Annotated in this window: 26 protein-coding genes and 1 riboswitch; of the genes, 5 read left to right on the top strand and 21 right to left on the bottom strand. The window is 72.5% G+C overall.

Annotation, left to right across the window (positions count from 1 at the left end; genetic code table 11):
• Positions 1–216: 216 nt before the first annotated feature.
• The 9 genes from nrfD to ACWEQO_RS11955 all read right to left on the bottom strand — a co-directional run bounded on the left by nrfD (position 217) and on the right by ACWEQO_RS11955 (position 10,570).
• Positions 217–1,266, bottom strand: coding sequence for an NrfD/PsrC family molybdoenzyme membrane anchor subunit (gene nrfD, locus ACWEQO_RS11995; RefSeq protein ID WP_452981791.1), 1,050 nt, complete (start codon positions 1,264–1,266; stop codon positions 217–219).
• Entirely contained in the window at positions 1,263–2,321 is a 1,059-nt protein-coding gene (locus tag ACWEQO_RS11990; RefSeq protein WP_452981788.1) for a 4Fe-4S dicluster domain-containing protein, read from the bottom strand. Before ACWEQO_RS11990 ends, nrfD begins: the two co-directional genes overlap by 4 nt.
• Positions 2,322–2,337: 16 nt before the next feature.
• A complete protein-coding gene (locus ACWEQO_RS11985) occupies positions 2,338–3,027 on the bottom strand; it encodes a hypothetical protein (protein ID WP_452981785.1) in 690 nt (229 codons plus the stop codon).
• 71 nt (positions 3,028–3,098) lie between these two features.
• The gene (locus tag ACWEQO_RS11980; RefSeq protein ID WP_361462003.1) at positions 3,099–3,875 is read right to left on the bottom strand and encodes an SGNH/GDSL hydrolase family protein; all 777 of its coding nucleotides are present in this window, start codon (positions 3,873–3,875) and stop codon (positions 3,099–3,101) included.
• 112 nt (positions 3,876–3,987) lie between these two features.
• Positions 3,988–5,001 carry a hemolysin family protein gene (locus ACWEQO_RS11975; protein ID WP_361462006.1) on the bottom strand — a complete coding sequence of 338 codons (1,014 nt, stop codon included), beginning with the start codon at positions 4,999–5,001 and terminating at the stop codon, positions 3,988–3,990.
• On the bottom strand, positions 4,998–6,392 hold the full coding sequence (locus ACWEQO_RS11970; RefSeq protein ID WP_361462008.1) for a hemolysin family protein: 1,395 nt from the start codon (positions 6,390–6,392) through the stop codon (positions 4,998–5,000). The genes ACWEQO_RS11975 and ACWEQO_RS11970 overlap by 4 nt, the downstream gene beginning before the upstream one ends.
• Positions 6,393–6,594: 202 nt before the next feature.
• Entirely contained in the window at positions 6,595–7,044 is a 450-nt protein-coding gene (locus tag ACWEQO_RS11965) for a GNAT family N-acetyltransferase (RefSeq protein WP_452981780.1), read from the bottom strand.
• A gap of 81 nt (positions 7,045–7,125) precedes the next feature.
• Positions 7,126–9,693: an ABC transporter permease gene (locus ACWEQO_RS11960; RefSeq protein WP_452981777.1), complete on the bottom strand. Its 2,568-nt coding sequence runs from the start codon at positions 9,691–9,693 to the stop codon at positions 7,126–7,128.
• Positions 9,694–9,697: 4 nt separating this feature from the next.
• Complete coding sequence (locus ACWEQO_RS11955; RefSeq protein WP_361462644.1) at positions 9,698–10,570, bottom strand: ABC transporter ATP-binding protein; 873 nt, start codon at positions 10,568–10,570, stop codon at positions 9,698–9,700.
• A gap of 266 nt (positions 10,571–10,836) precedes the next feature.
• Between ACWEQO_RS11955 and ACWEQO_RS11950 the strand changes: the two genes are divergently transcribed.
• Both ACWEQO_RS11950 and ACWEQO_RS11945 read left to right on the top strand, forming a co-directional pair.
• A complete protein-coding gene (locus tag ACWEQO_RS11950) occupies positions 10,837–11,115 on the top strand; it encodes a toxin-antitoxin system HicB family antitoxin (RefSeq protein WP_361462647.1) in 279 nt (92 codons plus the stop codon).
• A gap of 4 nt (positions 11,116–11,119) precedes the next feature.
• Complete coding sequence (locus ACWEQO_RS11945) at positions 11,120–11,494, top strand: fic family toxin-antitoxin system, toxin component (RefSeq protein WP_109380762.1); 375 nt, start codon at positions 11,120–11,122, stop codon at positions 11,492–11,494.
• Here the strand turns inward: ACWEQO_RS11945 and ACWEQO_RS11940 are convergent, their stop codons facing one another.
• The 4 genes from ACWEQO_RS11940 to bioB form a co-directional block, all read right to left on the bottom strand.
• Entirely contained in the window at positions 11,495–12,199 is a 705-nt protein-coding gene (locus ACWEQO_RS11940) for a class I SAM-dependent methyltransferase (RefSeq protein WP_452981773.1), read from the bottom strand.
• 132 nt (positions 12,200–12,331) lie between these two features.
• The gene (gene bioD, locus ACWEQO_RS11935) at positions 12,332–13,063 is read right to left on the bottom strand and encodes a dethiobiotin synthase (RefSeq protein WP_361462653.1); all 732 of its coding nucleotides are present in this window, start codon (positions 13,061–13,063) and stop codon (positions 12,332–12,334) included.
• A gap of 1 nt (position 13,064) precedes the next feature.
• Positions 13,065–14,363, bottom strand: a complete 1,299-nt coding sequence (locus ACWEQO_RS11930; protein ID WP_452981768.1) for an adenosylmethionine--8-amino-7-oxononanoate transaminase — start codon at positions 14,361–14,363, stop codon at positions 13,065–13,067.
• Positions 14,356–15,588, bottom strand: a complete 1,233-nt coding sequence (gene bioB / locus ACWEQO_RS11925) for a biotin synthase BioB (RefSeq protein ID WP_452981765.1) — start codon at positions 15,586–15,588, stop codon at positions 14,356–14,358. Before bioB ends, ACWEQO_RS11930 begins: the two co-directional genes overlap by 8 nt.
• 298 nt (positions 15,589–15,886) lie before the next feature.
• On the opposite strand from bioB, the gene ACWEQO_RS11920 reads away from it, so the two are divergent.
• Complete coding sequence (locus tag ACWEQO_RS11920) at positions 15,887–17,014, top strand: 8-amino-7-oxononanoate synthase (RefSeq protein WP_361462661.1); 1,128 nt, start codon at positions 15,887–15,889, stop codon at positions 17,012–17,014.
• A gap of 87 nt (positions 17,015–17,101) precedes the next feature.
• On the opposite strand, the gene ACWEQO_RS11915 is transcribed toward ACWEQO_RS11920, so the two are convergent.
• Both ACWEQO_RS11915 and ACWEQO_RS11910 read right to left on the bottom strand, forming a co-directional pair.
• A complete protein-coding gene (locus tag ACWEQO_RS11915) occupies positions 17,102–17,326 on the bottom strand; it encodes a DUF397 domain-containing protein (protein WP_361462662.1) in 225 nt (74 codons plus the stop codon).
• Positions 17,327–17,335: 9 nt separating this feature from the next.
• The gene (locus tag ACWEQO_RS11910; RefSeq protein ID WP_361462665.1) at positions 17,336–18,196 is read right to left on the bottom strand and encodes a helix-turn-helix domain-containing protein; all 861 of its coding nucleotides are present in this window, start codon (positions 18,194–18,196) and stop codon (positions 17,336–17,338) included.
• Positions 18,197–18,407: 211 nt separating this feature from the next.
• On the opposite strand from ACWEQO_RS11910, the gene ACWEQO_RS11905 reads away from it, so the two are divergent.
• Entirely contained in the window at positions 18,408–18,866 is a 459-nt protein-coding gene (locus ACWEQO_RS11905; RefSeq protein WP_361462668.1) for an ATP-binding protein, read from the top strand.
• A 93-nt stretch (positions 18,867–18,959) separates the two neighbouring features.
• Here the strand turns inward: ACWEQO_RS11905 and ACWEQO_RS11900 are convergent, their stop codons facing one another.
• From ACWEQO_RS11900 to ACWEQO_RS11890, 3 genes are all read right to left on the bottom strand, one after another.
• Positions 18,960–19,433: a C40 family peptidase gene (locus ACWEQO_RS11900; RefSeq protein WP_361462671.1), complete on the bottom strand. Its 474-nt coding sequence runs from the start codon at positions 19,431–19,433 to the stop codon at positions 18,960–18,962.
• A 3-nt stretch (positions 19,434–19,436) separates the two neighbouring features.
• Positions 19,437–19,567: riboswitch (cyclic di-AMP (ydaO/yuaA leader) on the bottom strand.
• A gap of 410 nt (positions 19,568–19,977) precedes the next feature.
• Positions 19,978–20,286, bottom strand: a complete 309-nt coding sequence (locus tag ACWEQO_RS11895) for a hypothetical protein (RefSeq protein WP_279337248.1) — start codon at positions 20,284–20,286, stop codon at positions 19,978–19,980.
• A 7-nt stretch (positions 20,287–20,293) separates the two neighbouring features.
• Complete coding sequence (locus ACWEQO_RS11890) at positions 20,294–20,929, bottom strand: ATP-dependent Clp protease proteolytic subunit (RefSeq protein WP_452981758.1); 636 nt, start codon at positions 20,927–20,929, stop codon at positions 20,294–20,296.
• Positions 20,930–20,997: 68 nt separating this feature from the next.
• On the opposite strand from ACWEQO_RS11890, the gene ACWEQO_RS11885 reads away from it, so the two are divergent.
• A complete protein-coding gene (locus tag ACWEQO_RS11885; protein WP_361462676.1) occupies positions 20,998–21,294 on the top strand; it encodes a type II toxin-antitoxin system Phd/YefM family antitoxin in 297 nt (98 codons plus the stop codon).
• 84 nt (positions 21,295–21,378) lie between these two features.
• Here ACWEQO_RS11885 and ACWEQO_RS11880 read toward each other — a convergent pair whose 3' ends face one another.
• From ACWEQO_RS11880 to ACWEQO_RS11870, 3 genes are all read right to left on the bottom strand, one after another.
• Positions 21,379–22,104 carry a lysophospholipid acyltransferase family protein gene (locus tag ACWEQO_RS11880; RefSeq protein WP_452981754.1) on the bottom strand — a complete coding sequence of 242 codons (726 nt, stop codon included), beginning with the start codon at positions 22,102–22,104 and terminating at the stop codon, positions 21,379–21,381.
• A 476-nt stretch (positions 22,105–22,580) separates the two neighbouring features.
• Positions 22,581–22,754: a hypothetical protein gene (locus ACWEQO_RS11875; protein WP_361462589.1), complete on the bottom strand. Its 174-nt coding sequence runs from the start codon at positions 22,752–22,754 to the stop codon at positions 22,581–22,583.
• 629 nt (positions 22,755–23,383) lie between these two features.
• Positions 23,384–24,406: a zinc-dependent alcohol dehydrogenase family protein gene (locus ACWEQO_RS11870; RefSeq protein ID WP_361462586.1), complete on the bottom strand. Its 1,023-nt coding sequence runs from the start codon at positions 24,404–24,406 to the stop codon at positions 23,384–23,386.
• Positions 24,407–24,459 lie beyond the last annotated feature (53 nt).

Here is a 24,459-nt window from a genome sequence, read left to right as displayed (position 1 = left end):
TTCAGCCACTCGCACACGGTCCGTGTGCCGGTCGGACCGTCCGCCGACGTCGGACGGCACGTCCTGCCGAGCGCGCCCGTCGAGGACTCCCCGGTGCTTCCTCTTCCGCCTGCCCGCGCCGGTCGTCGTGCCATGCGATGGCGCGACGGATCTCCGGCTCGTGCAGACCGGTGCGGCAGGCGAGCTGCAGGAGGGTGAGCGTCGGTGGGCCGGTGGTCAGGGCCCGGGGCCGTCGTCGCCGGGCTTTTCGGACCGCGCTCGTGCCTGAAGCCGTTCCCGCTGCGGTACGACCGTGTACTTGGGGTCTTCGGCCGAGGCCACCCCGGCGTGGAACACGCCGAACCGCAGGGCAGCGGAGCCGGCCAGCAGGGCTGTGCCCGCGACAGCGGCAAGGCCCCGGCTCCGCCCGCCCGCGTACGCCGCCAGTGCGGCGCCCCCGGCTGTGAGCGCCTCCGCGGCACGCACCAGTTTGTGCGGCCTGCCTTCCTCGTAGGGTTCGGCCGACAACCCCATGCGCCGCTTCATCAGCCGGAAGGAGCCCAGTTCGAGCGCGGCGCCGAGGACGGCCATGTGGCGCGCGGGGCCGGTCTGCCCGGTCGGCACGCAGGCCAGGGCGAGTCCGGCCGCGGCGGTGGCACCGGACCCGGCGAAGACGAAGGGCATCTCGCGGTGGCCCTCGTGCCACGACGGCACGGCGGTGTCGGAGATCAGCACCGCGGTGTAGGTCGTGACGGCCGGGCCGAGCGCGGCGGCGGCGGCCGTGGCGGTGGCGCCCACCAGGCGGTACCGGCCGGCGACGTCGGCTGCGGCGGCGGCCATCGTGAGCGGTGCGTAGCCTGCCAGCAGCCACGAGCCCAGGTTCATCGGGGAGGTGGGCTTGAAGATGCGGAGCATGTTGACGAAGCGGGCGGGCCGGCCCAGATCGTGCACCAGCGCGACCAGTGAGGCGGAGATCGCGCCCGCGGCCCCGAGCTTCGCCGTGCGGGCCAGGGCCGGCCGCGCGGTGGCGTCGGCCCCGGCGGCCAGCAGCGACGACGCCCCGGCGAGGCCGCCGAGGTAGAGGTAGCCGGCGATGTCCAGCGCCCTCCACGTCGGTTTGTTCAGGACCGGCTTGCCGTAGTAGGAGGAGAACTCGGCGTCGGGCACCATGGCCTGCTCGCCGCGCCCGCGGCGGCGCCGGCGGCGCCCGGTGAGGGCGCCGGTGAGGGCGTCGCGTCCGGGGCGAGCGCCCTCCACCCCGTCGCGGGTGACGTCGGACCCGGTCACCGTGGCCTCCTGGCGAAGCTGACGGCGGCCAGCGCGGCGAGCGAGGCGGCGGCCGCCGCCGCGTGCCGCCACATGGCGGGCAGGTCGCGGGTGGTGACGACCGGGTCGGGCGGCAGTCCGTACACCTCCGGCTCGTCCAGCAGCAGGAAGAACGCGCCGTCGCCGCCCACGCCGTCCGCCGGGTCCTCGCCGTACAGGCGGGCATCGGCGACACCGGCCGCGTGCAACCGGGCGACCCGGGCGGCCGCCCGCTCGCGCAGCTCGTCCAGCGGGCCGAACTGGATGGAGTCGGTGGGACAGGACTTGGCGCAGGCCGGTTCCATGCCCACGCCCAGCCGGTCGTAACACAGGGTGCACTTCCAGGCGCGTCCGTCGTCCGGACGCTGGTCGATGACGCCGTACGGGCAGGCGGGCACGCAGTAGCCGCAGCCGTTGCAGATGTCCTCCTGCACCACGACCGTGCCGAACTCGGTCCGGAACAGGGAGCCGGTGGGGCACACGTCCAGGCACGCGGCGTGCGTGCAGTGCTTGCACACGTCGGAAGACATCAACCAGCGCAGCTCGGTGCGCCCGTCGGGCGTGATCGGGGAGATCTCCCCGGCGGGCGCTCCCGCGGGTGCCGGCGCCGGTGCGTCACCCGGTACGGGCGTCGTCGCCCCCGGGTCGGGGGAGGGGGCGGCGGTGCCCAGGCCACGGGCGGCCGCGAAGACGTCGACGTCGTCGTGGCCGACGCCGGGTTCCTGACCGCCCAGCGGCTTGCGCTGCTCGATGAAGGCCACGTGCCGCCAGGTACTGGCCCCCAGCCCCTGGGTGTTGTCGTAGGACATGCCGGTCAGTTCCAGGCCGTCCTCCGGAATCGCGTTCCACTCCTTGCAGGCCACCTCGCACGCCTTGCACCCGATGCACACCGAGGTGTCCGTGAAGAAGCCCATGCGCGGCGGGGTGTCCGAGTACCCGGCGGCTCGCGCCACGTCGGGCTGCGGACCGAAGAGCAGGTTGTCCCGCACCGCGTCCCCGTCCGTTCCCGCCGCCCGCGCGGCGGTGTCGTCCGTCATGTCCCGACCTCCTCGTTCACGTGTCGTCGGCCGCCTCCGCCCCCGGTGTGGCCCGTACCGCCTCGGTGCGCTGCCGGTGGAACCAGCGCCAGGCCTCCGTGCCGTGGGCGCGTGACCGTGGCTCGTCGCGCACGAGGATGCGGGACGCCTCGGCCGCCGGCAGCAGTGTTTTCGCTCCCTGGTAGCCACCCTCCGTAGTTCGCCTTGCTTCGGTGGCCGCACGTCCTTCCATCAGGCGCCGCCGGTCGGCCGCCTGCAACCCCAGACATGCCCGTTTCGTGGCGTGGTAGGCGACAAAGGGCACCACGAACAGGTCGGCGCGGAAGGAGTACGTCAGCATTTCCAGGCGGACGTCGAAGACGCGGACGAGGACGTCCTGCCCGCCCGCCATGAGCAGCACGGCGTACGCCGACACCGCGGCGACGCCGAGTGCGGTGCGGGTGGGCCGGTTGCGCGGACGGTCGCACAGGTGCTGCTCGGGCATGGGGCCGGTGACCCACCGCTCGAAGTACGGACAGCCGTGGAGGGCGAGGAACAACGCCGTGGGCAGCACCGCGCTGGGCAAGAAGACGTCCCGGACGACGATGTGTCCTGCGACGTCCGTCTCCAAGCCGGGCATCAGGCGCGGGGCACCCTCCAGGAAGCCCACGTACCGGTCGGGTCGTTCACGCAGGTCGGCGCCGAGGGAAGACGCGGAGGAAGCCACGAGACGAGCCCCAGGGAACGGCGAGCGCCCCCGGTGCCCCTGCTGCCCTCAGCCCTTCGGCGCACTCGGTGTCACCGGTCGGCGTACGGCAGCAGTTCGGGGCGCTTCGGCGGCAGGCCGTCGCCCGAGGAGCGTCCGGTGAGGCGGCGGCCGATCCACGGGAGCAGGTGCTGTCGTGCGAACCGGGCGTCCGCCGCCCGGCGCGCCGGCCAGCTCGGCGGCAGCGTGGCCTCCGGGGGCAGCTGCCACTCGGGGTCCTCGGGCGGATACCCCAGCGTCTGCCACACCGCCTCGGCGACCCGGCGGTGCCCGTCGGCGGTCAGGTGCAGCCGGTCCACGTCCCACAGCCGCTGGTCGCCGAGCGAGGGCGCCCCGTACAGGTCGACGACCAGGGCGCCGTGCCGCTCGGCGAGCTCGTCGATGCAGGCGAACAGCGCCTCCATACGGGGGCGGAAACGCTCCTGCACGGGCCCCTGGCGGGCCGGGCTGCGCATCAGCACCAGCTGCCCGCAGTGCGGGGCCAGCCGCTCCACCGCCTCGGTCAGCAGATCCCGTACCAGGCCCATGTCGCATTTGGGCCGCAAGGTGTCGTTGAGCCCGCCGACCAGGGTGACCACGTCGGCCCGCATGGCCGCCGCCGCGTCCACCTGCTCCTCGACGATCTGCCGGATCAGCTTGCCGCGCACCGCGAGGTTGGCGTAGCGGAATCCGGGGGTGACGGCCGCCATCCGCGCGGCCAGGACATCGGCCCAGCCCCGGTACGTGCCGTCGGGCAGCAGGTCCGACATGCCCTCGGTGAAGGAGTCGCCGACCGCGACCAGGCTGGTGTGAGTGGGGTTCGTCTGCATGGCGACAGAGATGATATCCCGTGCACATACCCGCCGGTCGGTCGGTGTCTCGTCCCGTTCCGCGCGTCCGGGGCGGGCCGCGCGTCCGGGGCGGACGCGCGGCCCGTTCCCCTCAGGCCCGCTGCCCGAACAGCTCCTGCAGCACGTCCTCCATCGTCACCAGCCCGGCCAGCCGCCCGTCCGCCCCGAGGACGGCCGCCAGATGCGTACGGCTGCCCCGCATGGCGGTGAGGACGTCGTCCATCGTCGTGCTCTCCCGCACCCGCGCGATGGGACGCATGTCCCGCAGCAGGAACGGCATGTCGCGCGGTGAGGCGTCCAGGGCGTCCTTCACGTGCAGATAGCCGACGATCCGCCGCCCCTCGTCCACCACCGGGAAACGGGAGTACCCGGACTGCGCCGACAGCTCCTCCAGACCCTCCGGGGTGACGCCCACGCGCGCGTAGACCACGCTCTCCAGCGGCAGCACCACGTCCCGCACCGGCCGGCGGCCCAGCTCCAGCGCGTCGTTCAGACGCTCCTGCGCGCGGTCGTCGATCAGGCCCGCCTCGCCGGAGTCCTTCACCATCTGCGCCAGCTCCGCGTCCGAGAAGGACGCCACGACCTCGTCGCGCGCCTCCACCCGCAGCAGCCTCAGCAGCGTGTTGGCGAAGGCGTTGATCGTGAAGATCACCGGACGCAGCCCCCGGGACAGCGCCACCAGCGGCGGACCCAGCATCAGCGCACTGCGCACGGGCTCCGCGAGCGCGATGTTCTTCGGCACCATCTCGCCGAGCAGCATGTGCAGATACGTCGCGAGCGCCAGAGCGATCACGAAGGACACCGCGTGACCCGCGCCCGGTGGCACGCCCACCGCGTGGAACACCGGCTCCAGCAGATGAGCGATGGCAGGCTCGGCGACCACGCCGAGGACCAGGGTGCACAGCGTGATGCCGAGCTGCGCCGCCGCCATCAGCGCGGACACGTGCTCGAGGCCCCACAGCACGCTCCTGGCGCGCCGCTCGCCCTGTTCGGCGTACGGCTCGATCTGGCTGCGGCGCACCGAGATCAGCGCGAACTCGGCACCCACGAAGAAGGCGTTGACGACCAGCGTCGCCAGACCGATCAGCAGCTGTACGACCGTCATCGCCGTGCCCCCTTCTCGCGCGCCCTGGCGTCTTTGGCGTCCTTGCCGTCCTTGGCGTCCGCCCTCCCGGCCGGAGGGTGCGGGTCGGCGAGCGGCGCGTGCAGCAGGACGCGCGCCGCTCGGCGGCCGCTCGCGTCCAGGACCTCCATCCGCCAGCCGGCCACCTCGAGGGTGTCGCCTGCGGCGGGGATCCGGCCCAGCTCGGTGGCCACCAGCCCGGCCAGGGTTTCGTACGGCCCGTCCGGCACGCGCAGGCCGACCCGCGCGAGCTGGTCCATGCGCGCGGAGCCGTCGGCCGAGAACAGGGCGTGGCCCTCCTCGTCCGAACCGGTCCGGGCCAGGTCGGGGGTCTCGTGCGGATCGTGCTCGTCGCGGACCTCGCCGACGACCTCCTCGACGATGTCCTCCAGCGTGGCCACGCCCGCCGTACCGCCGTACTCGTCGATCACCACGGCCATGGTGCGTCCCTCGGAGAGCCGGTCCAGCAACCGGTCGACGGTGAGCGACTCCGGGACCAGCAGCGGCTCGCGCATCATCTCCGACACGGGAACCCGGGCCCGGCGCTCGGCCGGCACCGTCAGCACGTCCTTGACGTGCGCGGTCCCGACCACCGAGTCGAGGGTGCCGCGGTACACCGGGAACCGGGACAGCCCGGTCGCCCGGGTCGCGTTCGCCACGTCCTCACAGGTCGCCTGCACCTCCAGCGCGACGACCTGCACGCGGGGGGTCATCACGTTCTCCGCGCTGAGGTCGGCGAGGTTCAGGGTGCGGACGAACAGCTCCGCGGTGTCGGCCTCCAGAGCGCCCAGCTTGGCGGAGTGCCGGGCGAGAGCCGCCAGTTCCTGGGGGCCGCGCGCGGACGCCAGTTCCTCGGCGGGTTCCACACCGAAGCGGCGCACGATGCGGTTGGCCGTGTTGTTGAGGTGCGTGATGAAGGGGCGGAAGGCGGCGCTGAACCAGCGCTGCGCGTTGCCCACGTTCTTGGCGACGGCCAGCGGCGAGGAGATCGCCCAGTTCTTGGGCACCAGTTCGCCGACCACCATCAGGAAGACGGTCGACAGGGCCGTGCCGAGCACCAGGGCCAGGGAGCTCGCCACCGAGGCGGATATGCCGATGTCCCGCAGCGGGCCGGAGATCAGTGCGGCGATCGACGGTTCGGAGAGCATGCCGACCACCAGGTTGGTGACCGTGATGCCGAGCTGCGCCCCGGAGAGCTGGAAGGTCAGGTTCCGTACGGCCTTGAGCGCGCCGACGGCGCCCCGCTCGCCGCGCTCGACCGCCCGTTCCAGCTCCGCCCGCTCGACCGTGGTGAGGGAGAACTCGGCCGCGACGAACGCGCCGCAGGCGAGGGAGAGCAGGATCGCGACCAGGAGAAGGAGCACTTCCGTCATCGGGCCGTCTCCGTCCCGTGGCCGGACGGGAAGTGGTGCACCGCGTGACGTCGCGTACGGCTCTGTCGGGGACCGCGATGTCGCGTACTACTGGGAGGCTCGCCCATGGGCGGACGCACACAACCTTTCATGGATGACCGAGTGACCCTCCTAGCGTAAAGGGTCAGCAAAGGTGTTTTGCGGGGTCACCCGGTGCTCGCCGTCAGGTCCGGCCCCTGCCTCCGCTCGCCCTCCGGAGAGGTTTGACCCAGCGTCGCCAGCGTTCCTCCGGCGCGTATCCGGCGGCGTCCCACGCGTGGTGGGCGGTCTCGTTGCGCTGCAGCACCATCGCGTCCGCGCGGCGCCCGCCGAGCCGCGCGAACCGTTCCTCGGCGGCGGCCAGCAGCGCGGACCCCACGCCCTGCCTGCGGTGGTCCGGATGCACCGCGAGCCGGTACAGATGGCAGCGCCAGCCGTCGAAGCCCGCGATCACGGTGCCGACCGGCTCCGCGCCCTTCTCGGCGAGGAGCAGCGCCTCGGGATCACGCGCGACCAGCCGCTCCACGCCGGCCCGGTCGTCGCTGATGCTCGTGCCTTCGGCGGCGACCTTCCAGAAGGCCAGTACGGTGTCCAGGTCCTCGGGCGTCGCGGCCCGTATGCGCAGCTCGGTCATGTGCCGATCCCAGCACGCGGCGCCGCCCGCGACACGGAATTCCACGATCCGGACGCCCGGTGCGAAAGCCCGACGCGCGTGTCACTCGTGCGCGATCGCCTCCAGGACGTTCATCCGCGACGCGCGGAGGGCGGGCAGCAGTGCCGCGACGACGCCGATCACCGCCGCGCCGACGACGACCGCCACGATCGTGCCCCAGGGGATCGCGAGCGCGGTCATGCCCCGCAGTGCCAGCACCCGGTGCATGCAGACGCCCCACACCAGCCCCAGCCCGAGGCCCAGCACCGCGCCGAACACCGCGATCACCACCGACTCCAGCCGCATCATGCGCCGCAGCTGCCGCCGGGCCAGTCCGATGGCCCGCAGCAGCCCGATCTCCCGGGTGCGCTCCACCACCGACAGCGCCAGGGTGTTGACCACGCCGAGCACCGCGATGATGATCGCCAGTCCCAGGAGGGCGTAGACGAGGTACAGCAGGACCGCGATCTGGTCGTGCACCAGATCCTTGTAGTCGGCCTGGTCACGTGCCTGGACCTGCGGATACGGGGCGAGAGTGGTCTCCAGCCGGTCGCGGAGTTCATCGGCGCCCGTGCCGTCGGCGGCGTTCACGTACAGCGCGGAGTCCTGCCCGCCGGGGACGTACTTCTCGACCGCCGCGATACCGAGGAACAGTCCGCCCTGCACGCCGAAGCCCTCGCCGCTCTCCATGTCGGTGAGGGCGCCCACGGTCAGCTCGGTGCGCTGCCGGCCCGGGAACTCGACGGGGATCGTGCTGCCCCTTCGGACGCCGTGGTCCGCGGCGAATCCGGCGTCCATGGCGATACCGCCGTCGGCCAGTGCCGCCGCCGTGTCGCCGCTCGCGTAGGTGAGCCGGGCGACGTCGTCGATCCGGTGGTCGTACCCGGCGGCGGTCGTCTCGATCCTCTCCCCGTCCGGCAGTCGCACCGCCACCGGCGCGAACCGCTGCCGCACCACGACGCCCACCCCCTCCGTGTCCCGCACCCTGTCGGTGATCTCCTGGGAGAACGGCTGGAAGTTGGCGTTCTGGACGACGAAGTCGGCGCCCAGCGTCCTGTCGATCTGCTCGTCGAAGGAACGGGACATGGAGGTGCCGGCCACCGACATGCCGCCGACCAGGGCCAGCCCCACCATCAGCGCGGCGGCGGTGGCGCCCGTACGGCGGGGATTGCGCAGGGCGTTGCGCTGGCTCATCCTTCCGACCGGCCCGAACAGGGCGGGGAAGGCCCCGCCCAGCACCCGGATCACCGGTCGCACCAGCAACGGACCGGCGACGACGGCCGCGACCAGGGTCAGCACGACGCCCAGCCCCAGCAGGGACGCCGCCGGCCCCGTCTCGGCGGAGACGGCGCAGCCCGCCAGAGCGGCCGCGCCGAGCGCCCCGACGACGGAACCCACCACCGCTCGGGTCCGCAACGGCCGGCCCACCCCGGCGATCTCGGCGTCGGCGAGGGCGGCCATCGGGGACACCTCCGCCGCGCGGCGGGCCGGCAGGTACGCCGCCACGAAGGTGACGCCGAGCCCCACCGCGTACGCCATGACGGGCGTGCCCCACCCGATGACCGTCTCCGCGGTGTCCAGGTTCATGCCGAAGACGCTCATCAGCCGGATCAGCCCGTGGGCGAGCCCGATGCCGGCCGCCATGCCCAGCGTCGAGCCGAACAGGCCGAGCAGCACCGCCTCGGTGAGCACCGACCGGCGCACCTGCCGCCGGTCGGCGCCGATCGCCCGCAGCAGCCCGAGTTCGCGGGTGCGCTGCGCGATCAGCATCGAGAAGGTGTTGACGATCAGGAAGGTGCCGACGAGTACGGAGATCCCGGCGAAGCCGAGCATCACGTACTTGATCACGGAGAGGAAGTCGCCCAGTTCCTCGGTGGCCGTGGCGGCCCGCTCGTCGGCCGTCTCCACCCGGTAGGCACCGGCGCCGAGCGCCTCGGTGACACGGCGGTCGACCTCCTCGGCGGTCACGCCCGGCTCCGTCTCGACGGCGATGCCCGTGGCCCGGTCCGCCGAGCCCAGCAGCTTGACGGCGGCGACCTCGGGGTCGAGGAAGACGAGGGCCGAGCCCGGGTTGGGGGTGGTGAAGGCGGCGATGCCCACGACCTTGACGCGGAAGGTGCCCGGCTGGGCCTGCACCGACAGGGTGTCGCCGATCGCCACGCCCTCGGCGTCGGCGGTGTCCGCGTCCAGCACGGCCTCCCCGGCACCGCGCGGGGCACGGCCGGAGGCCAGCTCCGCGACGCTGTGTTCGTCGGCGTGCCAGGCCACCGCGCGGGTCGGTGCGCCGGCCGTCGGCCCCACCGGCTCGTTGTCGCCGTCGACGACCGTGACGTTCCCGGTCCTGACGACCGGGCGGGCGGACTCGACCCCTTTGATCCCGGCCAGCCGCTCGGCGAGCGAGGCCGGCACCGTCCGGACCTGGCCGGTGGGCACGGCGGCCTCCAGGTCGTCCGGGGGCGAGACGGTCACGTCGGCGGAGGTGGAGGCGAAGAGCCGGTCGAAGGTGCGGGCGACGGTGTCGGAGAAGATCAGGCTGCCCGCGACGAACGCCACGGACAGGACGACGGCCAGCGCGGACAGCAGCAGCCGGCCCTTGTGCGAGAGGAAACTCCTGAGCGTCGCCTTCAGCACGGTCTCAGCCCTTGCCGGGGACCGACTCGTCGGGCCGCACGGCCCCGTCGCCGGTGAGGTCGGGGGCGAGGCCGGGAGCGGTGCCGCCGTCGTCGTTCTGGGCGCGGAGCACGTCGAACCGCTTCATCCGCTCCAGCACCGCCTCCGCCGTGGGCCGCCGCATCTCGTCGACGATCCGGCCGTCCGCCAGGAACAGCACCAGATCGGAGTGGGAGGCGGCGCCCGGGTCGTGCGTGACCATCACCACGGTCTGGTTCAGCCGGTCGACGGACTCGCGCAGAAAACCCAGCACCTCCAGACCGGCGCGCGAGTCGAGGTTGCCGGTCGGCTCGTCCGCGAAGATCAGCTCGGGCCGGGAGGCCAGCGCCCGCGCACAGGCCACGCGCTGCTGCTGGCCGCCGGAGAGCTGGGACGGCCGGTGCTTCAGCCGGTTGCGCAGGCCGAGTGTGTCGATGACCTGGTCCAGCCACCTCTCGTCGGGCTTCTGGCCCGCGATGTCCATCGGGAGGGTGATGTTCTCCAGCGCGTTCAGAGTCGGGATGAGATTGAACGACTGGAACATGAACCCGATCCGGTCCCGGCGCAGGCGGGTCAGCTCACGGTCCTTCAACCCGGTGATCTCGGTGTCGCCGAGCCACACCTGTCCGGCCGAAACGGTGTCGAGTCCGGCCAGGCAGTGCATCAGGGTCGACTTCCCGGACCCCGAGGGGCCCATCACCGCGGTGAACCGGCCGCGCGCGATGGCCACGTCCACCGAGTCCAGGGCGAGCACGGTCGTCTCGCCGGATCCGTACGCCTTGGTCAGGCCGCGCGCGCGGGCCGCGATTCCGTCCGCCGACATGAGGCCGGGGGAGTGCTCCGCAGCAGGTGTGGACAAGGCCGCCTCCTCCGTCTGGAGATGCAGGGGTGCAGGGGTGCAGGGGTGCAGGGGTATGGAGATGTGAATACGCCGACATGTGGGCGGGCGGGGATCCGCACGTGCGGGCAGCGGAACGTGTCGAGGCGCCTGCCGCGTCCGAGGCTAGTGTGACCCGCTGCACACCAAATATCCTCCGCAGGGGCGAAACCGCCCCATATCGCTGTAAGGGGCACGCTCCATCGCGGCACTTGCCGGTGCTAGCACCTCGGCGCTAGCTTCAAGGCATGGCGAAGACCCAGCTGAACGTACGCGTGGACGAGGGCACGGCCCGAGCGGCGCGGGAGCGCGCACTGGCCCGCGGGATGAGCGTCAACCGCTACATCGAGGAACTGGTCCGGCAGGACGCCGGTGAGGTCGGCCACACCTTCGTGGAGGCCGCCGCCGACTTCATGAAGCAGTACGAGAGCGTCTTCGCCGAGGAGTTCGGCGGGGTGTCGCCCGCGCGGGCGACGCCGGGAGCGGGGGAGAAGAACCCCGGGGGCCCGAGCGAAGGTCGCCGCTGATCCCTTGGACGGTCTGCGCATCGACCTCGCCTGGCTGCTGATGCTCGCCGAACAGCAGACTCCGGGGGACCCCCAGGTCACCGACTGGGGAGCCCTCGTCGCCGCCGTCGCCCGCCACGAGGCCGAGATATTCGACGTCCCCGTCTACGGCAGCCCGCAGGCCCGTGCCGCCGCGCTGCTCCAGCTGCTGCTCCACGTGCCCGCGCTGGAACGCTCCAACGCCCTGTTCGCCTCCGCCGTCGCGTACGCCTACCTCGTCGCCAGCGGTCTGAAGGTCGTCACCTCGCCGGAGCAGGTGCGCGATCTGGCCCGGCTGGTCAAGAACGGTGAGGCGTCCGTGGACGACATCGCCGCCGAGCTGCGCCGCTGGAGCGAGTGATCAGCTCCGGTCGGCCGGAGCGTCGGCCGCCCGGTCGGCCGTCGGCCGCCACGCGGTGCCCAGCACGCAGTACGACGTCGGCAGCTTCGGGCCGCTCTCCGGCAGCAGCATCCGCCGGTACGGGCCGAGTACGAACCCCGCCTCCCGCAACGCGCCCACCGGGTCGCGCGCCACATGGCAGCCACCGGCCAGTGGCGGCCACACCGTCCGGTCCAGGGCACGCTGGGTGAGGCGCATGACCCGTCCGCCGCCCCGGCCGTGCTCGAAGAACCGCACCTCGCCGCCCGGCCGCAGCACCCGCCGGAGCTCCGCGAGCGTCCGCGACAGGTCCCGCACACTGCACAGCACCAGGGAGACCACCGCCGCGTCGAACGCCTCGCTCTCGACCGGCAGCGCCTCCGCCGCACCCGGCACGACCTCCACCGGGACGCGGGCGCGCGGGGCGGCCTCCACGGCCAGCCGGCGCAGTACCCGTTCCGGCTCGACGGCGACGACCCCCGAGACGGTGCCCGGGTAGTGCGCGAAGTTGAGGCCGTTGCCGGCGCCGACCTCGATCACCCGGCCCGACAGCCCGTCGAGCAGCCGGTGGCGCACCGCGGCCATGCCCCCGCGGGTCTCCGCGGTGACACTGAGCCGGGCGTAGCAGCGGGCGAACAACGGATGGTGCACGGGATCCCGCGCCACCTTCGCGGAGCCGGCGGACATGGGACACCTCCCTGCCGTGGGGAAACCGGGAAGCCCGGTGACGAGGACCGTGCCCCCGGGACCGGCCTCACCACGATTGTCCCCCGCGAAGCCACCCCGCGTCCCTCGGCGCATCCCCCGAGCGGGGCTCCGCTACGTCCTCCGCCCCCGGCGCGCCTCCCGCACCTGGAACGCCTCCGCGTCCCAGGTGCCGTCCAGCCGGGGCGCCAGCCAGTGCGGTGCCGCGGCCCGGAAACCGGCCGGGGCGAGGGCGCCCGCCCCTTCCGGCACCGCGCCCAGCAGCGGGACCCCCGTCACGTCCGGCAGGTCCTGCAGATTGCAGCGCGAGGCCAGATCGGGCTCGGCGGGCCAGCTGCCGATCACCACACCCGCCGGGGCGAGCCCGCGCGAGCGCAGGTGGCAGGCCGTCAGCTCCGCGACGTTCAGGGTGCCCAGGCCCGCCGGCGCCACCAGCAGCACCGGCGCCGCCAGCAGCGCCGCCGCGTCCGCGAGCGTCCCGCCGGCCGCGTCGAACCGTACGAGCAGTCCGCCGGCTCCCTCCACCAGCACCAGGTCGTGCTCGGTGGCCAGCTTGGCGGCCGCCTCGGCCACGTCGTGCGGATGCACCGGAGCCCGGCCGGCCCGGCGGGCGGCGGTGGCGGGCGCCAACGGGTCCGGGTACCGGGCGATCTCGGTGGCCGTGACGGCACCGGCGAGCCGGGTGATCTCCTCGGCGTCCCCGGGCTCGTCCGGCGCCACACCCGTCTGCGCCGCCTTCAGCACGGCCACCGACCGGCCCGCCGCCAGCGCTGTCGCGGCGAGGGCCGCCGTCACCACCGTCTTGCCGACCTCGGTGCCCGTGCCCGTGATCACCAGTACCGGCATGTCATCCCTCCTGAGCGGCCGCAGCCGCGGCGCACACCGCGCGGGCGATCCGGGCCACGTCCGTGTCACCGGTGACGTACGGCGGCATGGTGTAGATCAGATCGCGGAAGGGCCGCAACCACACGCCCTCGCGCACCGCGGCCCGCGTGGCCGCCTCCATGTCCACGGCGCGATCGAGCTGGACGACGCCGATGGCGCCGAGCACCCGCACGTCCCGGACGCCCGGCAGCTCCGCCGCCGGGCTCAGCCCGTCCCGCAGGCCCGACTCGATGCGCTTGACCTCCGCGCGCCAGTCCTGTCCGAGCAGCAGCTCGATCGAGGCGCAGGCCACGGCCGCCGCCAGCGGGTTGCCCATGAAGGTCGGACCGTGCGCCAGCACCGGCACCTCGCCGCGCGAGATGCCCTCGGCCACCCGCGCGGTGCACAGCGTCGCCGCCATGGTCAGATAACCGCCGGTCAGCGCCTTGCCGACACACATCACATCCGGGGTCACGGCCGCGTGCTCCGCCGCGAACAGCGCGCCGGTGCGCCCGAACCCGGTCGCGATCTCGTCGAAGACCAGCAGCACGTCGTGCGCGTCGCACGCCTCGCGCAGCACCCGCAGGTACGCGGGGGAGTGGAAGCGCATCCCGCCCGCGCCCTGCACCACCGGCTCCACGATCACCGCGGCCAGTTCCCCGGAGTGCCGCTCGATCAGCTCCCGCAGGTGGTCGGCGTACGCCTCCTCGTACTCGGCGGGCGGGGCTTCGGCGAACACCTGCTCCGGCAGGACCCCGGTCCACAGTTCGTGCATCCCGCCCTCGGGATCGCAGACCGACATCGGCTGCCAGGTGTCCCCGTGGTAGCCGCCCCGCCAGGTCAGCAGCCGCCGCTTCTCGGGCCGTCCGAGCGAACGCCAGTACTGCAGGCACATCTTGACGGCGACCTCGACGGAGACCGAACCGGAGTCGGCGAGGAAGACGTGCTCCAGCCCGTCGGGCGACATGTCGACGAGGAGCTTCGCCAGCCGGACGGCGGGTTCGTGGGTGAGCCCGCCGAACATCACATGGCTCATCCGCCCGAGCTGGTCGGTCGCGGCCTCGTTCAGCACCGGGTGGTTGTAGCCGTGGATCGCCGACCACCAGGACGCCATCCCGTCGACCAGCTCGCCCGAGCCGTCGGCGAGCCGGAGCCGCACCCCGCTCGCCGACTCCACGACCAGCGGCTCCCCGCGTCCCGGCATGGGCCCGTACGGATGCCAGACGTGCCGCCGGTCCAGCTCGAGCAACTCGGGCACCCCGGGCACGGACCGCTCAGGCATTGGGGGCGAGATCCGTTCCGGCGCCCCGGCGGCGGACCGCGACGAGATCGGGACGCGGCCCGTCGGTCCGGCCGGTGCCCTCCGCGGCGCTCCCGGCGCCCGCGGGCGCCTCCGTCTCCGCCTCCGCGCACCCGCCGGAGGACGACGTCCCCGCGCAGGCTCCGGCACCCGCGGGCGCCGTACCGCAGACCCCGCCGCCGTCGTGCGACCCGCACCCGCCCGTCCGGTGCTCGGGCAGGGTCACCTGGTCGGTGCCCTCCACCTCGAACCCGGCGTCCGCGATCATCTCCAGGTCGGCCCGCCCCGCCTGGCCCTCGCTGGTGAGGTAGTCGCCCAGGAAGATCGAGTTGGCCAGGTGCAGCGCGAGCGGCTGCATCGTGCGCAGGTGCACCTCCCGGCCGCCCGCGATCCGCACCTCGACGTCCGGGCACACGAACCGCACCATCGCCAGGATCCTGAGGCACCGCTGCGGGGTGAGGTTCCACTCCTCGGCGAGCGGCGTGCCCTCGAACGGGATCAGGAAGTTCACCGGCACCGAGTCGGGGTCCAGCTCGCGCAGCGCGAACACCACGTCGACCAGATCCGCGTCGCTCTCACCCATACCGGCGATCAGCCCGGAACAGGCGGACAGGCCGGCCGCGTGCGCCTTGTGCACGGTGTCCACCCGATCGGCGTACGTGTGCGTCGTGGTGATGTCCCCGTAGGTGGCCTCGGAGGTGTTCAGGTTGTGGTTGTAGGCGTCCGCCCCCGCCGCGCGCAGCCGCTCCGCCTGGCCGTCGGAGAGCAGACCGAGACAGGCGCACACCTCGACGCCCTCGTTGCCCTCCTTGATCGCCTTGATGGTGTCGGAGACCCGGTCCACGTCCCGGTCGGTGGGGCCCCGGCCGCTGGCCACCAGGCACACCCGCTTGGCGCCGCCCGCCAGTCCGGCCGCGGCCGCCTCCGACGCCTGCTCCGGCTTGAGCCAGGTGTACTTGAGGATGTCGGCCTTGGAACCGAGCCGCTGGGAACAGTAGGAGCAGTCCTCCGGGCACAGGCCCGACTTGAGGTTGACCAGGTAGTTGAGTTTCACCCGTCGGCCGAACCAGTGCCGCCGCACCTTCCCGGCCGCGGCCACCACGTCGAGCAGGTCGTCATCGGACGTCCCGAGGACGGCCAGCGCTTCCTCACGGGTCGGCGTCTCGCGCCGCAGCCCCTTGTCCACCAGCGTGTTCAGCAGGTCCATCGGTCTCCTAGCGAGGGAACCACCGGCTTCGGCCGGTGGGGAATTGCTTCCTGAGTCGGTGGTGGATTCCGTTTGTCCCGCAAGGGATCGGTTCGGGCCGGACCGCAAGCCTCGGGGCGGAACCCCCCTTCTCAGGTGGGGAGCGGAGCCACAAGAGTCGATCCTGTCCCACGGAGGGTCTCGGGCCAAGGAGAGTCTCCACAAATCCACACGCACTGACGTGTGGATATTGCCACACCATGGGCGGTTGCCTCGGGGGCTAGGGTCTGCGCAGTGCCTACAAAGCCCCGGAGGACCCATGGCGTTCGGCTGGATCGGCGAACAGGCGGAGCTGCGGCGCCGGGCCGGACTCGTCCGGACCCTGCGCCCGCGGGCCGCCGACGCACCGCTGCTCGACCTGGCGAGCAACGACTACCTGGGCCTGGCCCGCCATCCGGAGGTCACCGAGGGCGCGGCACGGGCCGCGCGGACCTGGGGCGGCGGTGCCACCGGGTCCCGGCTGGTCACCGGCACCACCGAACTGCACACCGCGCTGGAGCGCGAACTGGCGGACTTCTGCGGCTTCGAGGCGGCCCTCGTCCTCTCCTCCGGCTACGCGGCCAACCTGGCCGCCGTCACCGCGCTGGCCCCGCACGGCTCGCTGATCGTGTCCGACGCGGGCAACCACGCCTCGCTGATCGACGGCTGCCGGCTGGCCCGCGGCGGGACGCGGGTCGCGGCGCACGCCGACCCGGACGCCGTGCGCAAGGCGCTGGACGGGCACGAGGGGCCGGCCGTCGCGGTGTCCGACACGGTCTTCTCGGTCGACGGGGACGCCGCCCCGCTCACCGCGCTGGCCGCGGCCTGCCGGGAACACGGCGCGGGACTGGTGCTCGACGACGCCCACGGCCTCGGGGTGCTCGGCGACGGCGGACGCGGCGCCCCGCACGCGGCCGGACTCGCCGGCGCCGACGACGTCGTCGCGACGGTCACGCTCTCCAAGTCGCTCGGCAGCCAGGGCGGTGCGGTGCTCGGCCCGGCACGGGTCGTCGACCACCTCGTCAACGTGGCCCGGACGTTCATCTTCGACACGGGCCTCGCCCCCGCGGCCGCCGGTGCCGCGCTGTCGGCGCTCCGGCTGCTGCGCCGGGAACCCGAGCGTGCCGCACGGGCGGGCGAGGTCGCGCGCGAACTGCACGGACGGCTGACGGCCGCGGGCCTTCACGCGGTGCGCCCCGACGCCGCGGTCGTCTCCGTGCGGGCCCCGTCCCCGGAGCAGGCCGTGCGATGGGCGGCCGACTGCCGGGCGGCCGGCCTGTCCGTGGGCTGCTTCCGTCCTCCTTCCGTGCCCGACGGCATCTCACGGCTCAGACTGACCGCCCGCGCGGACCTGTCCGGGGCCGAGATCGAACGCGCTGTACAGGTGGTCGGCGAGACACGGCCATGAGTCGGCGGGGCACGGCCGTGGGTCGCTCGGCGACGGACGGTTCGGCCGGGAACGCCGGACGGGTGGCCGGGCCGGCGGCGCCGCCGGTCAGCGGACCGCGGCCACGAACCTCGTCCAGCTCCCGGGGGAGATGAGCAGCGCGGGCCCGGACGGGTCCTTGGAATCGCGTACGGCGAGCAGCCCGGCACCCGGGCCGGTGACCGGCCGGGCCGTCTCGACGCAGTTGTTCGCGCCCGTGCTGTAGCTGCTGCGCAGCCACCGCACACCGTGCAGGTCGGTGCTGGAGGGAAGGGTCCGAGGCGGTACGGGCATCGTGCCTCCTTACGCGCCGGCAGCTGTCCCGGCGATGAAATCCAACGAGTCCTCGGGCGAAAGGGCGTGGATCGAAAGGGCGTTGAAAGCCTCCGAGTACACCCGGAGGTCTTCTTTCCGCTCGAGATAGAGGCTACTCGTCAAGTGGTCGAGAACCACAACATCCAGATCGGAAGTGCGCGAAAATGAGAAGATTACGAAAGGGCCGGTGACGCCGATGTGCGCCCCCGCCGTGAACGGCAGGATCTGGAGCCGCACATGGGGAAGGCGTGCCGCCTCCACGAGCCGGTTCAGCTGCCGGGTCATCACGCCGGGGCCGCCGACCTCCCGGCGCAGCACCGCCTCGTCCAGGACGGCGGCCAGCTCCAGGGGCGGCTCCGCCCGCAGTACGTCCTGCCGGGCCAGCCGCACTTCCACCAGCGCGTCCAGCCGCTCCTTCGAGGCGCCCTCCAGCGCGGCCTCGGTCACCGCCCGTGCGTACTCGGGTGTCTGCAGCAGCCCGGGGACCACCGTGGTCTCCAGGGTGCGCATCGCGCCGGCCTGGGACTCCAGGCTGATGAAGTCCCGGTAGGTGGGCGGCAGCACCCCCCGGTACGCGTGCCACCAGTGGTGCCGTCCGTCGCTGTCGTCGGACCCCGCCAGCACCAGCAGCAACTCCCGCAACTGACGGTCCGCCAGGCCGTAGGCGTCGAGCAGTAATCGCACATCGGCCGGTTTCACCCCGCTCGTGCCCGTCTCGATCCGGCTCACCTTCGACTGGTGCCAGCCCACCAGGCGGGCCGCCTCACCGCTGGTGAAACCCGCCGAGGTGCGCAGCGAGCGCAGTTCGGCGCCCAGTTTCCGGCGGCGTACCGCGGGACCGTGCTGCATCGTTCCCCCTTACTCCCTATGAGCCGCCCATATACGGTCCCTCGTCGCATAGTTCACCGATTCGAGCGACAGATATATGCATATCTTGGCCGTATCGTCGCCCGCACCCTGTGGGGATGGCAGTCTGGCGACGAAGCACCAGTGCGGGACCGTACTCGAATCAGCCGCTCCGTGCCGGACCGTGGACCCGTGGGAAAGGGACGACGTCGCCATGGCAGACCATCTGGAAGCATCCATCACTCTGCCGAGCGATCCGGCCTCGGTCTCCGCCGCGCGCGCCCATGTGATGGACACGCTGGCGGAGTGGGGCATGCCGGCGGACACGGACGTGTCCGACACCGTGCGGCTGATCGTGTCCGAACTGGCCACCAACGCCGTGCAGCACACCCTCGGGCAGTCACCCACGTTCACGGTGGACATCGCCCTCGACCGCGACGAGCGGTTGCGCATCGGGGTCACCGACAGCCACCCGAGGTTCCCCAAGCGGCTCCCCGCCGCGGTCCAGCAGGACAACGGCCGGGGGCTGGTCATCATCCGCTGGCTGACCGCGGAGCGCGGCGGCAGGATGAGGGTCCGCCCCACCAGGGAGGGCGGCAAGACCGTCTCCGTCGTGCTCCCGTGGACCGTCCCGGCCGAACAGGTCACGGCGGCGGGACGGCAGGAGCCGTAGGGGCCCCGGGGGAACAGCGCGCCCCGGCAGCGTCGGTGACCGTCCGACGGAGTGGCGGGGGCGGCGACAGGGGGGTGCCGCCGCCCCCGCGGATCACTTGACCCGGCCGTACCAGACGCTGCGGGTCCAGATCTTCTGCAGACGTACCACGTCCCCGGTCTTCGGGGCGTGCCAGATCTTGTTCTGCCCCGCGTAGATGCCGACGTGGTAGACGTTCTGGCCCGAGTGGAAGAACACCAGGTCGCCCGCCTTGCGGTTGGAGGCCGAGACCTTGCGTGTCTTGTTGTACTGCTGGGCGGCGGTACGCGGCAGTTGCTTGCCCGCCTTCTTGAACGAGTAGAGGGTCAGGCCGGAGCAGTCGAAGCGCGACGGCCCGGTGGCGCCCCACCGGTAGGGCGAGCCCTTCTTGGACGCCGCGACCTGGAGGGCCTTGGTGGCCGTGCTCGCGGCCGCCGCCTCCGAGGCGGCACCGGGAACCACGAGTGAGCCGCCCACGGCGGCGAGGGTGAGGGCCGAGGCCGTGCCGGCCCGGGCCATGAGAGACGGGACACGATTGAGCGCGGACATGCGCAACCCTTCGTCAGCCGCCTGTGAAGGATGACCTGTCGGATTCGGGCTGGCGAAGTTGCCCGGCCGCACATGTGCGGCTTCACCCCAAGGGCTGCTCGGAACGGGAACCCCCGCTCCGGCGACCCGTCGTGCTCGGGTCCTCCACTCCTGCCGATCCACTCCTGTCGACCGGTCATCCGGGCGGCGGCAGGACTCGGCGTCCGCCCGGATCGCCCCGCCGCGGCGGCGGGGGCTTGTCGTCAGTGAGCGATCTTGGCAATGGTCGGCCCGAAATCCCACCGGAGCCGGGGGTTTGTGTTGTTACTCACCACTCATCCGTTCGGGTGGACAGTGCTGCGTCCGGGCTTCCGTCCAGAGCACCGAGGAGCCCCGGACCAGCATCGGAACGCTCAATTCCGAAAGGAGGCGGGCGCGGTGCGCAACCTTGGAGGCCCGAAAAGAAGTCGTGCATCTACGCCGCTTGGGGGTAAGCCTTTTGGTCCGTTTCAACTTCGGTGCGGACATGTCACCGGCGCGCGCCCCGACCGGGCCGGTAGGGGCGTCAACTGCCGGAGCCCGGCGGCAGGATGACGCGGGCCGTGCGTCGCTCGCCGTCCAGCACCCGCAACGCGCGGGCCAGGGTGGCGGTGTGCAGTTCGGTCTCGCCGCGCCTGTGCATCAGGGCCAGCGCGTCGCGCAGGGCGACGGCCTTGCCGACCAGGGCCTGCGCGGCACGCAGCCCCCGGTAGGTGTCGCCGTCGCGGGCCGGATTGATCCGGCCGAGCAGGTCGACGGCCTCGAGGTAACGGTCGATCAGCTCGGCCTCGGCGCGGGTCAGCGCGGGCAGCGGCGGCAGCTCGGGTGGCAGCATCGACGACTCACCTCGTGCCGGGAGCGGACTGGAGGCCCTCGCGGCGGGTCACGATCCGGTCCGCGAGGCCGTAGTCCACCGCCGCCCGGGCGTCGAGGACCGTGTCCCGCTCGATGTCCGACCGCGCCTGCTCCGGGGTGCGACGGGTGTGCCGGACCAGCATCTCCTCGAGCCGGGCCCGCACACGTGTCAGCTCCTCGGCCCGAACGGCCAGGTCGCCCGCCCGGCCCTCCACCGGCTCCGTCAGCACGGGCTGACGCAGTACCAGCCGCGCCCCGGGCAGTACGTACCGCTTGCCCGGTGTCCCGGCGGCCAGCAGCAGCGCGGCCGTCCCGGCCGCCTGCCCCAGGCAGACCGTCTCCACCTCGCAGGCGACGTAGCGCAGGGTGTCGTGGATCGCCGACATGGCGTGGAAGGAGCCGCCGGGCGAGTTGAGGTAGAGGGAGATGTCCCGGTCGGGGTCCCGGTGCTCCAGGTACATGAGCTGGGCGATCACGTCGTTCGCGGAGGCCTCGTCGATCGGTGTCCCGAGGAGGACGATCCGCTCCTCCAGGAGCTTCGAGTACGGATCCGTGCTCCGGCGCCCGGACACCGTGTGTTCGGTGAACTCGGGCAGGACGTGGCGGGCGGACGGTCGGGTCATGCGGGCCCCTCCTCACGACGGTTGTCTGTAAGAAATGTACAGGACGTACGTGACGTTATGATGGGGGTATGGCCTACGAGATTCCGGTGACGCAAGCCAGGGCTGAGCTCGCCGACCTGATCAACCGCGTGGTGTACGGCGGTGAGCGTGTCGTCGTGACCCGGCACGGAAAGCCTCTCGTCGCCCTCGTCTCCGCCGATGACCTGCGACGACTCGAGGAACTCCAGGAGCTCGACGCGCGACGGGAGCCCGCCGGGGACCAGGTGGTCAGCACGGTTTCCGGCATCCGCGAGGCGGCGTCCGCTCCGCGCGAACAGCAGCGCTTCGGCATCGCCGCGGAACACCGCGGGACGGCCACCTCGTAAGGCGCCGAGAGGGCCCCGAACGCACGATCGTGTGCCCCCGCCGCTGCGGCGGGGGCACACGATCGTGCGTTCGGGTGGGGCCGGTCAGCTCAGCGGCATCCGCGGGAGCCGGCGCTTCTCCGCCGCCTTGCGCTCGGCGTCCTCCGCCTTGGCGACGGCCGCGTACTGGTCGACGTACTCCTGCTCGGACAGGCTCAGGATGGTGTACATGATCTCGTCGGTGACGGCGCGCAGTATCGCCTTCTCGCCCTCCAGGCCGGCGTAGCGCGAGAAGTCGAGGGGCCTGCCGAAGCGGATCACCACCGGACGGATGCGGGGGACGACCTTCCCGGGCGGCTGCGCCTCGAAGGTGCCGATCATCGCGCAGGGGATCACCGGGACGCCGGCCTTGAGGGCCATCACCGCGACCCCGACCTTGCCCTTGTAGAGACGCCCGTCGTGCGACCGGGTGCCCTCCGGGTAGATGCCGAGCAGTTCCCCCTCGCCCAGCACTTTGAGGCCCTCCCGGATCGCGGCCTGCCCGGCGTCCTTGCCGGAGCGGTCGACCGGGATCTGCCCCGCGCTGCGGAAGAAGAACGCCGTCAGCCGGCCCTTGACGCCGGGGCCGGTGAAGTACTCGGCCTTGGCGAGGAAGGTGATGCGCCGTTTGAGTATCGCGGGCATCAGGAAGTGGTCCGAGAAGGACAGGTGGTTGCCGGCGACGATGGCGGCCCCGGACGACGGCACATGCTCCAGGCCCTCTATTCGAGGCCGGAAGACCAGTCGCAGCAGCGGACCCAGCAGCACGTACTTGAGAAAGTAGTAGAACACGGCTCGTTCCTCGCTTCACCAGGTCCGCTTCGGATCGGGGTTCTCGCAGGTCGAGTCTATGATCCAGGGTGTCGGCCCACGCGCATCCGCAGTCATCTGCCACCGCGTTCGACCGGGCCCGGGTCGACCCTTCGTCGACTTTACTGACATCTCGTCAGTCATGAGGCGCCGACGGCGTCTGCAGTGGCGCGCACGACAGGTCGATCTCGTGTCGAAGTTCTGATGGCCGCGCGTCCGCCGTGAAGACGTCCAGCCAGTGCTCCGACCGGACTTCCGCAGATGGCGGCGTCGCCACCAGGCACGTCTCCGGCGCTGTCATGGCGTGTGGTGCGGGCACCCGTTGGCCGGCCCCGGGCCGTCCCACCTGCGCCGAGCCCCGCTGTACCCCCCACCGCAGGGCCGTTGACCGGGACGAATACAGAAGCCCGACCGAGTGCTGGGCGTGCTTCTGCTCGCAGTCGCCACCGGCGTGCCGGTCACCGCAGGAGCTGTTCTCCCGATGGCTCGGCCGGTCGCACTCCGCGGGTCTCCTTGTGGTACTGGCGACACTCGCCGGTGAAGACGGCGGCGAGCTCGGCTTCGAGGACCGGTGCGACGAGCTCGGCGGCGGGCACCCCGTTCACGCCGGCGGGCTCGCGGTGGACCTGCATCGCGAGCCCTTCCATCACCGCGGTGAGGCGTACGGCCGCGGGCCACGGGCCCAGGTCCGCCTCGTCCTCGCCGTCCGCTCCGCCCGAGCCCGCCGCTCACACCCGCGGCAATCTCAAGCAGAGGCCCTCTGACGCGCCGTTCGGTCCCATGATCCTGCGAAGGGCGCTCGATCCGCATGGTCGCCGGTCAGGCGCCTTCGCCCGTCTTCGCCGTGTGCCGTCGTGCCGGCCGTCGCACCGGTGCACAACGACACATCCGAACGTCCTCGAACAGGACGTCGCCGGTGAGCGGGTCGGCCGGGGCCTTGACGGTGGCCTGCTGTGCAACGGATTCCACGATCCCTCTCAGACGGTCGGGGCTGCCGGGCCGGTGGGCGACGCTTGCCCGGTCGGCCGTTCATGGACCACCCGGTCGCGGTGGTACCGAGGGGTTCCTGACCGGCCGCAGTCGAGAAGGGATGAGCGGGGGTGGGCTGTTTCAAGTGCCTTGTCCACCGTTGACGGCCAGGGGAGGTTCCGGTGCTGAAGGCGGCCTCTTCGGAGGAGAGCCACAGCAGGGGAGGCGATTTCCTCGGGCTTGCCCAGGAGGCCGGCGGGGAGGGGTGCGGGCAAGCGGACCGGCAGCGGGGTCACACGTGCAGCAGGGTCTTGATGGCGCGGCGTTCGTCCATGGCGCGGTAGGCCTCGGCGGCCTGGTCGAGGGGGAGGGCGAGGTCGAAGACCTTGCCGGGATCGATCCGGCGGTTCCAGACCAGGCCGATCAGCTCGGGCAGGTACTGCCGCACCGGGGCCGGGCCACCGTGCAGGTGCACGTGGGAGAAGAACAACTCCTGACCGTCCAGTGTCACGTCGTGGGAGACGCCCACGTAGCCGACGTGCCCGCCGGGACGGGTGGAACCGATGGCCTGCTCCATCGACTGCTGGGTGCCGACCGCCTCGATGACCGAGTGCGCGCCCAGCCCGCCGGTCAGCTCCTTGATCCTCGCCACGCCGTCGTCGCCGCGTTCGGTGACGATGTCGGTGGCGCCGTACTCCAGGGCGAGCTCCTGGCGCGGCGCGTGGCGGCTCATGGCGATGATCCGCTCCGCGCCGAGCTGCCGGGCGGCCAGTACCGCGAGCAGGCCGACCGCGCCGTCGCCGACGACCGCGACCGTCTTGCCGGGACCGGCCTGGGCGGCCACCGCACCGAACCAGCCGGTGCCTAGCACGTCGGAGGCGGCCAGGAGGCCGGGGACCAGGTCGTCGTCGGGGATCTCGGGTGTGGCGACCAGGGTGCCGTCGGCGAGCGGGACGCGCAGCCGCTCCGCCTGGGCGCCGAGCGCGCCCATGGGCTCGCGGTGGACGCAGGAGGACTGGTAGCCGGCCCGGCAGATCTCGCAGGTGTTGTCGGAGGCGAAGAACGAGCCGACCACGAACTGGCCGGGCCTGATGTTCGTCACCTCGCCGCCGACCTCCTCCACGACGCCCACGTACTCGTGGCCCATCGGGGCCGGGCCCCGGACGGGCTCGATCCCCCGGTAGGGCCACAGGTCCGACCCGCACACACAGGTCGCCGACAGACGGATCACCGCGTCCGTCGGCGAGACGATCCCCGGGTCCTCGCGCTGCTCCACCCGGACATCCCCGGGGGCGCGCATCACGACACCGCGCATAGCTGCTGCTCCTTACGTGCTGTGATCGGCCGCGGGGCGGACCCAGGGGCCCG

The sequence above is a fragment of the Streptomyces sp. NPDC004051 genome, assembly GCF_053604275.1.
The sequence above is the reverse complement of the archived record's forward strand: the minus strand, read 5'-3'. Positions and strand labels throughout refer to the sequence as shown.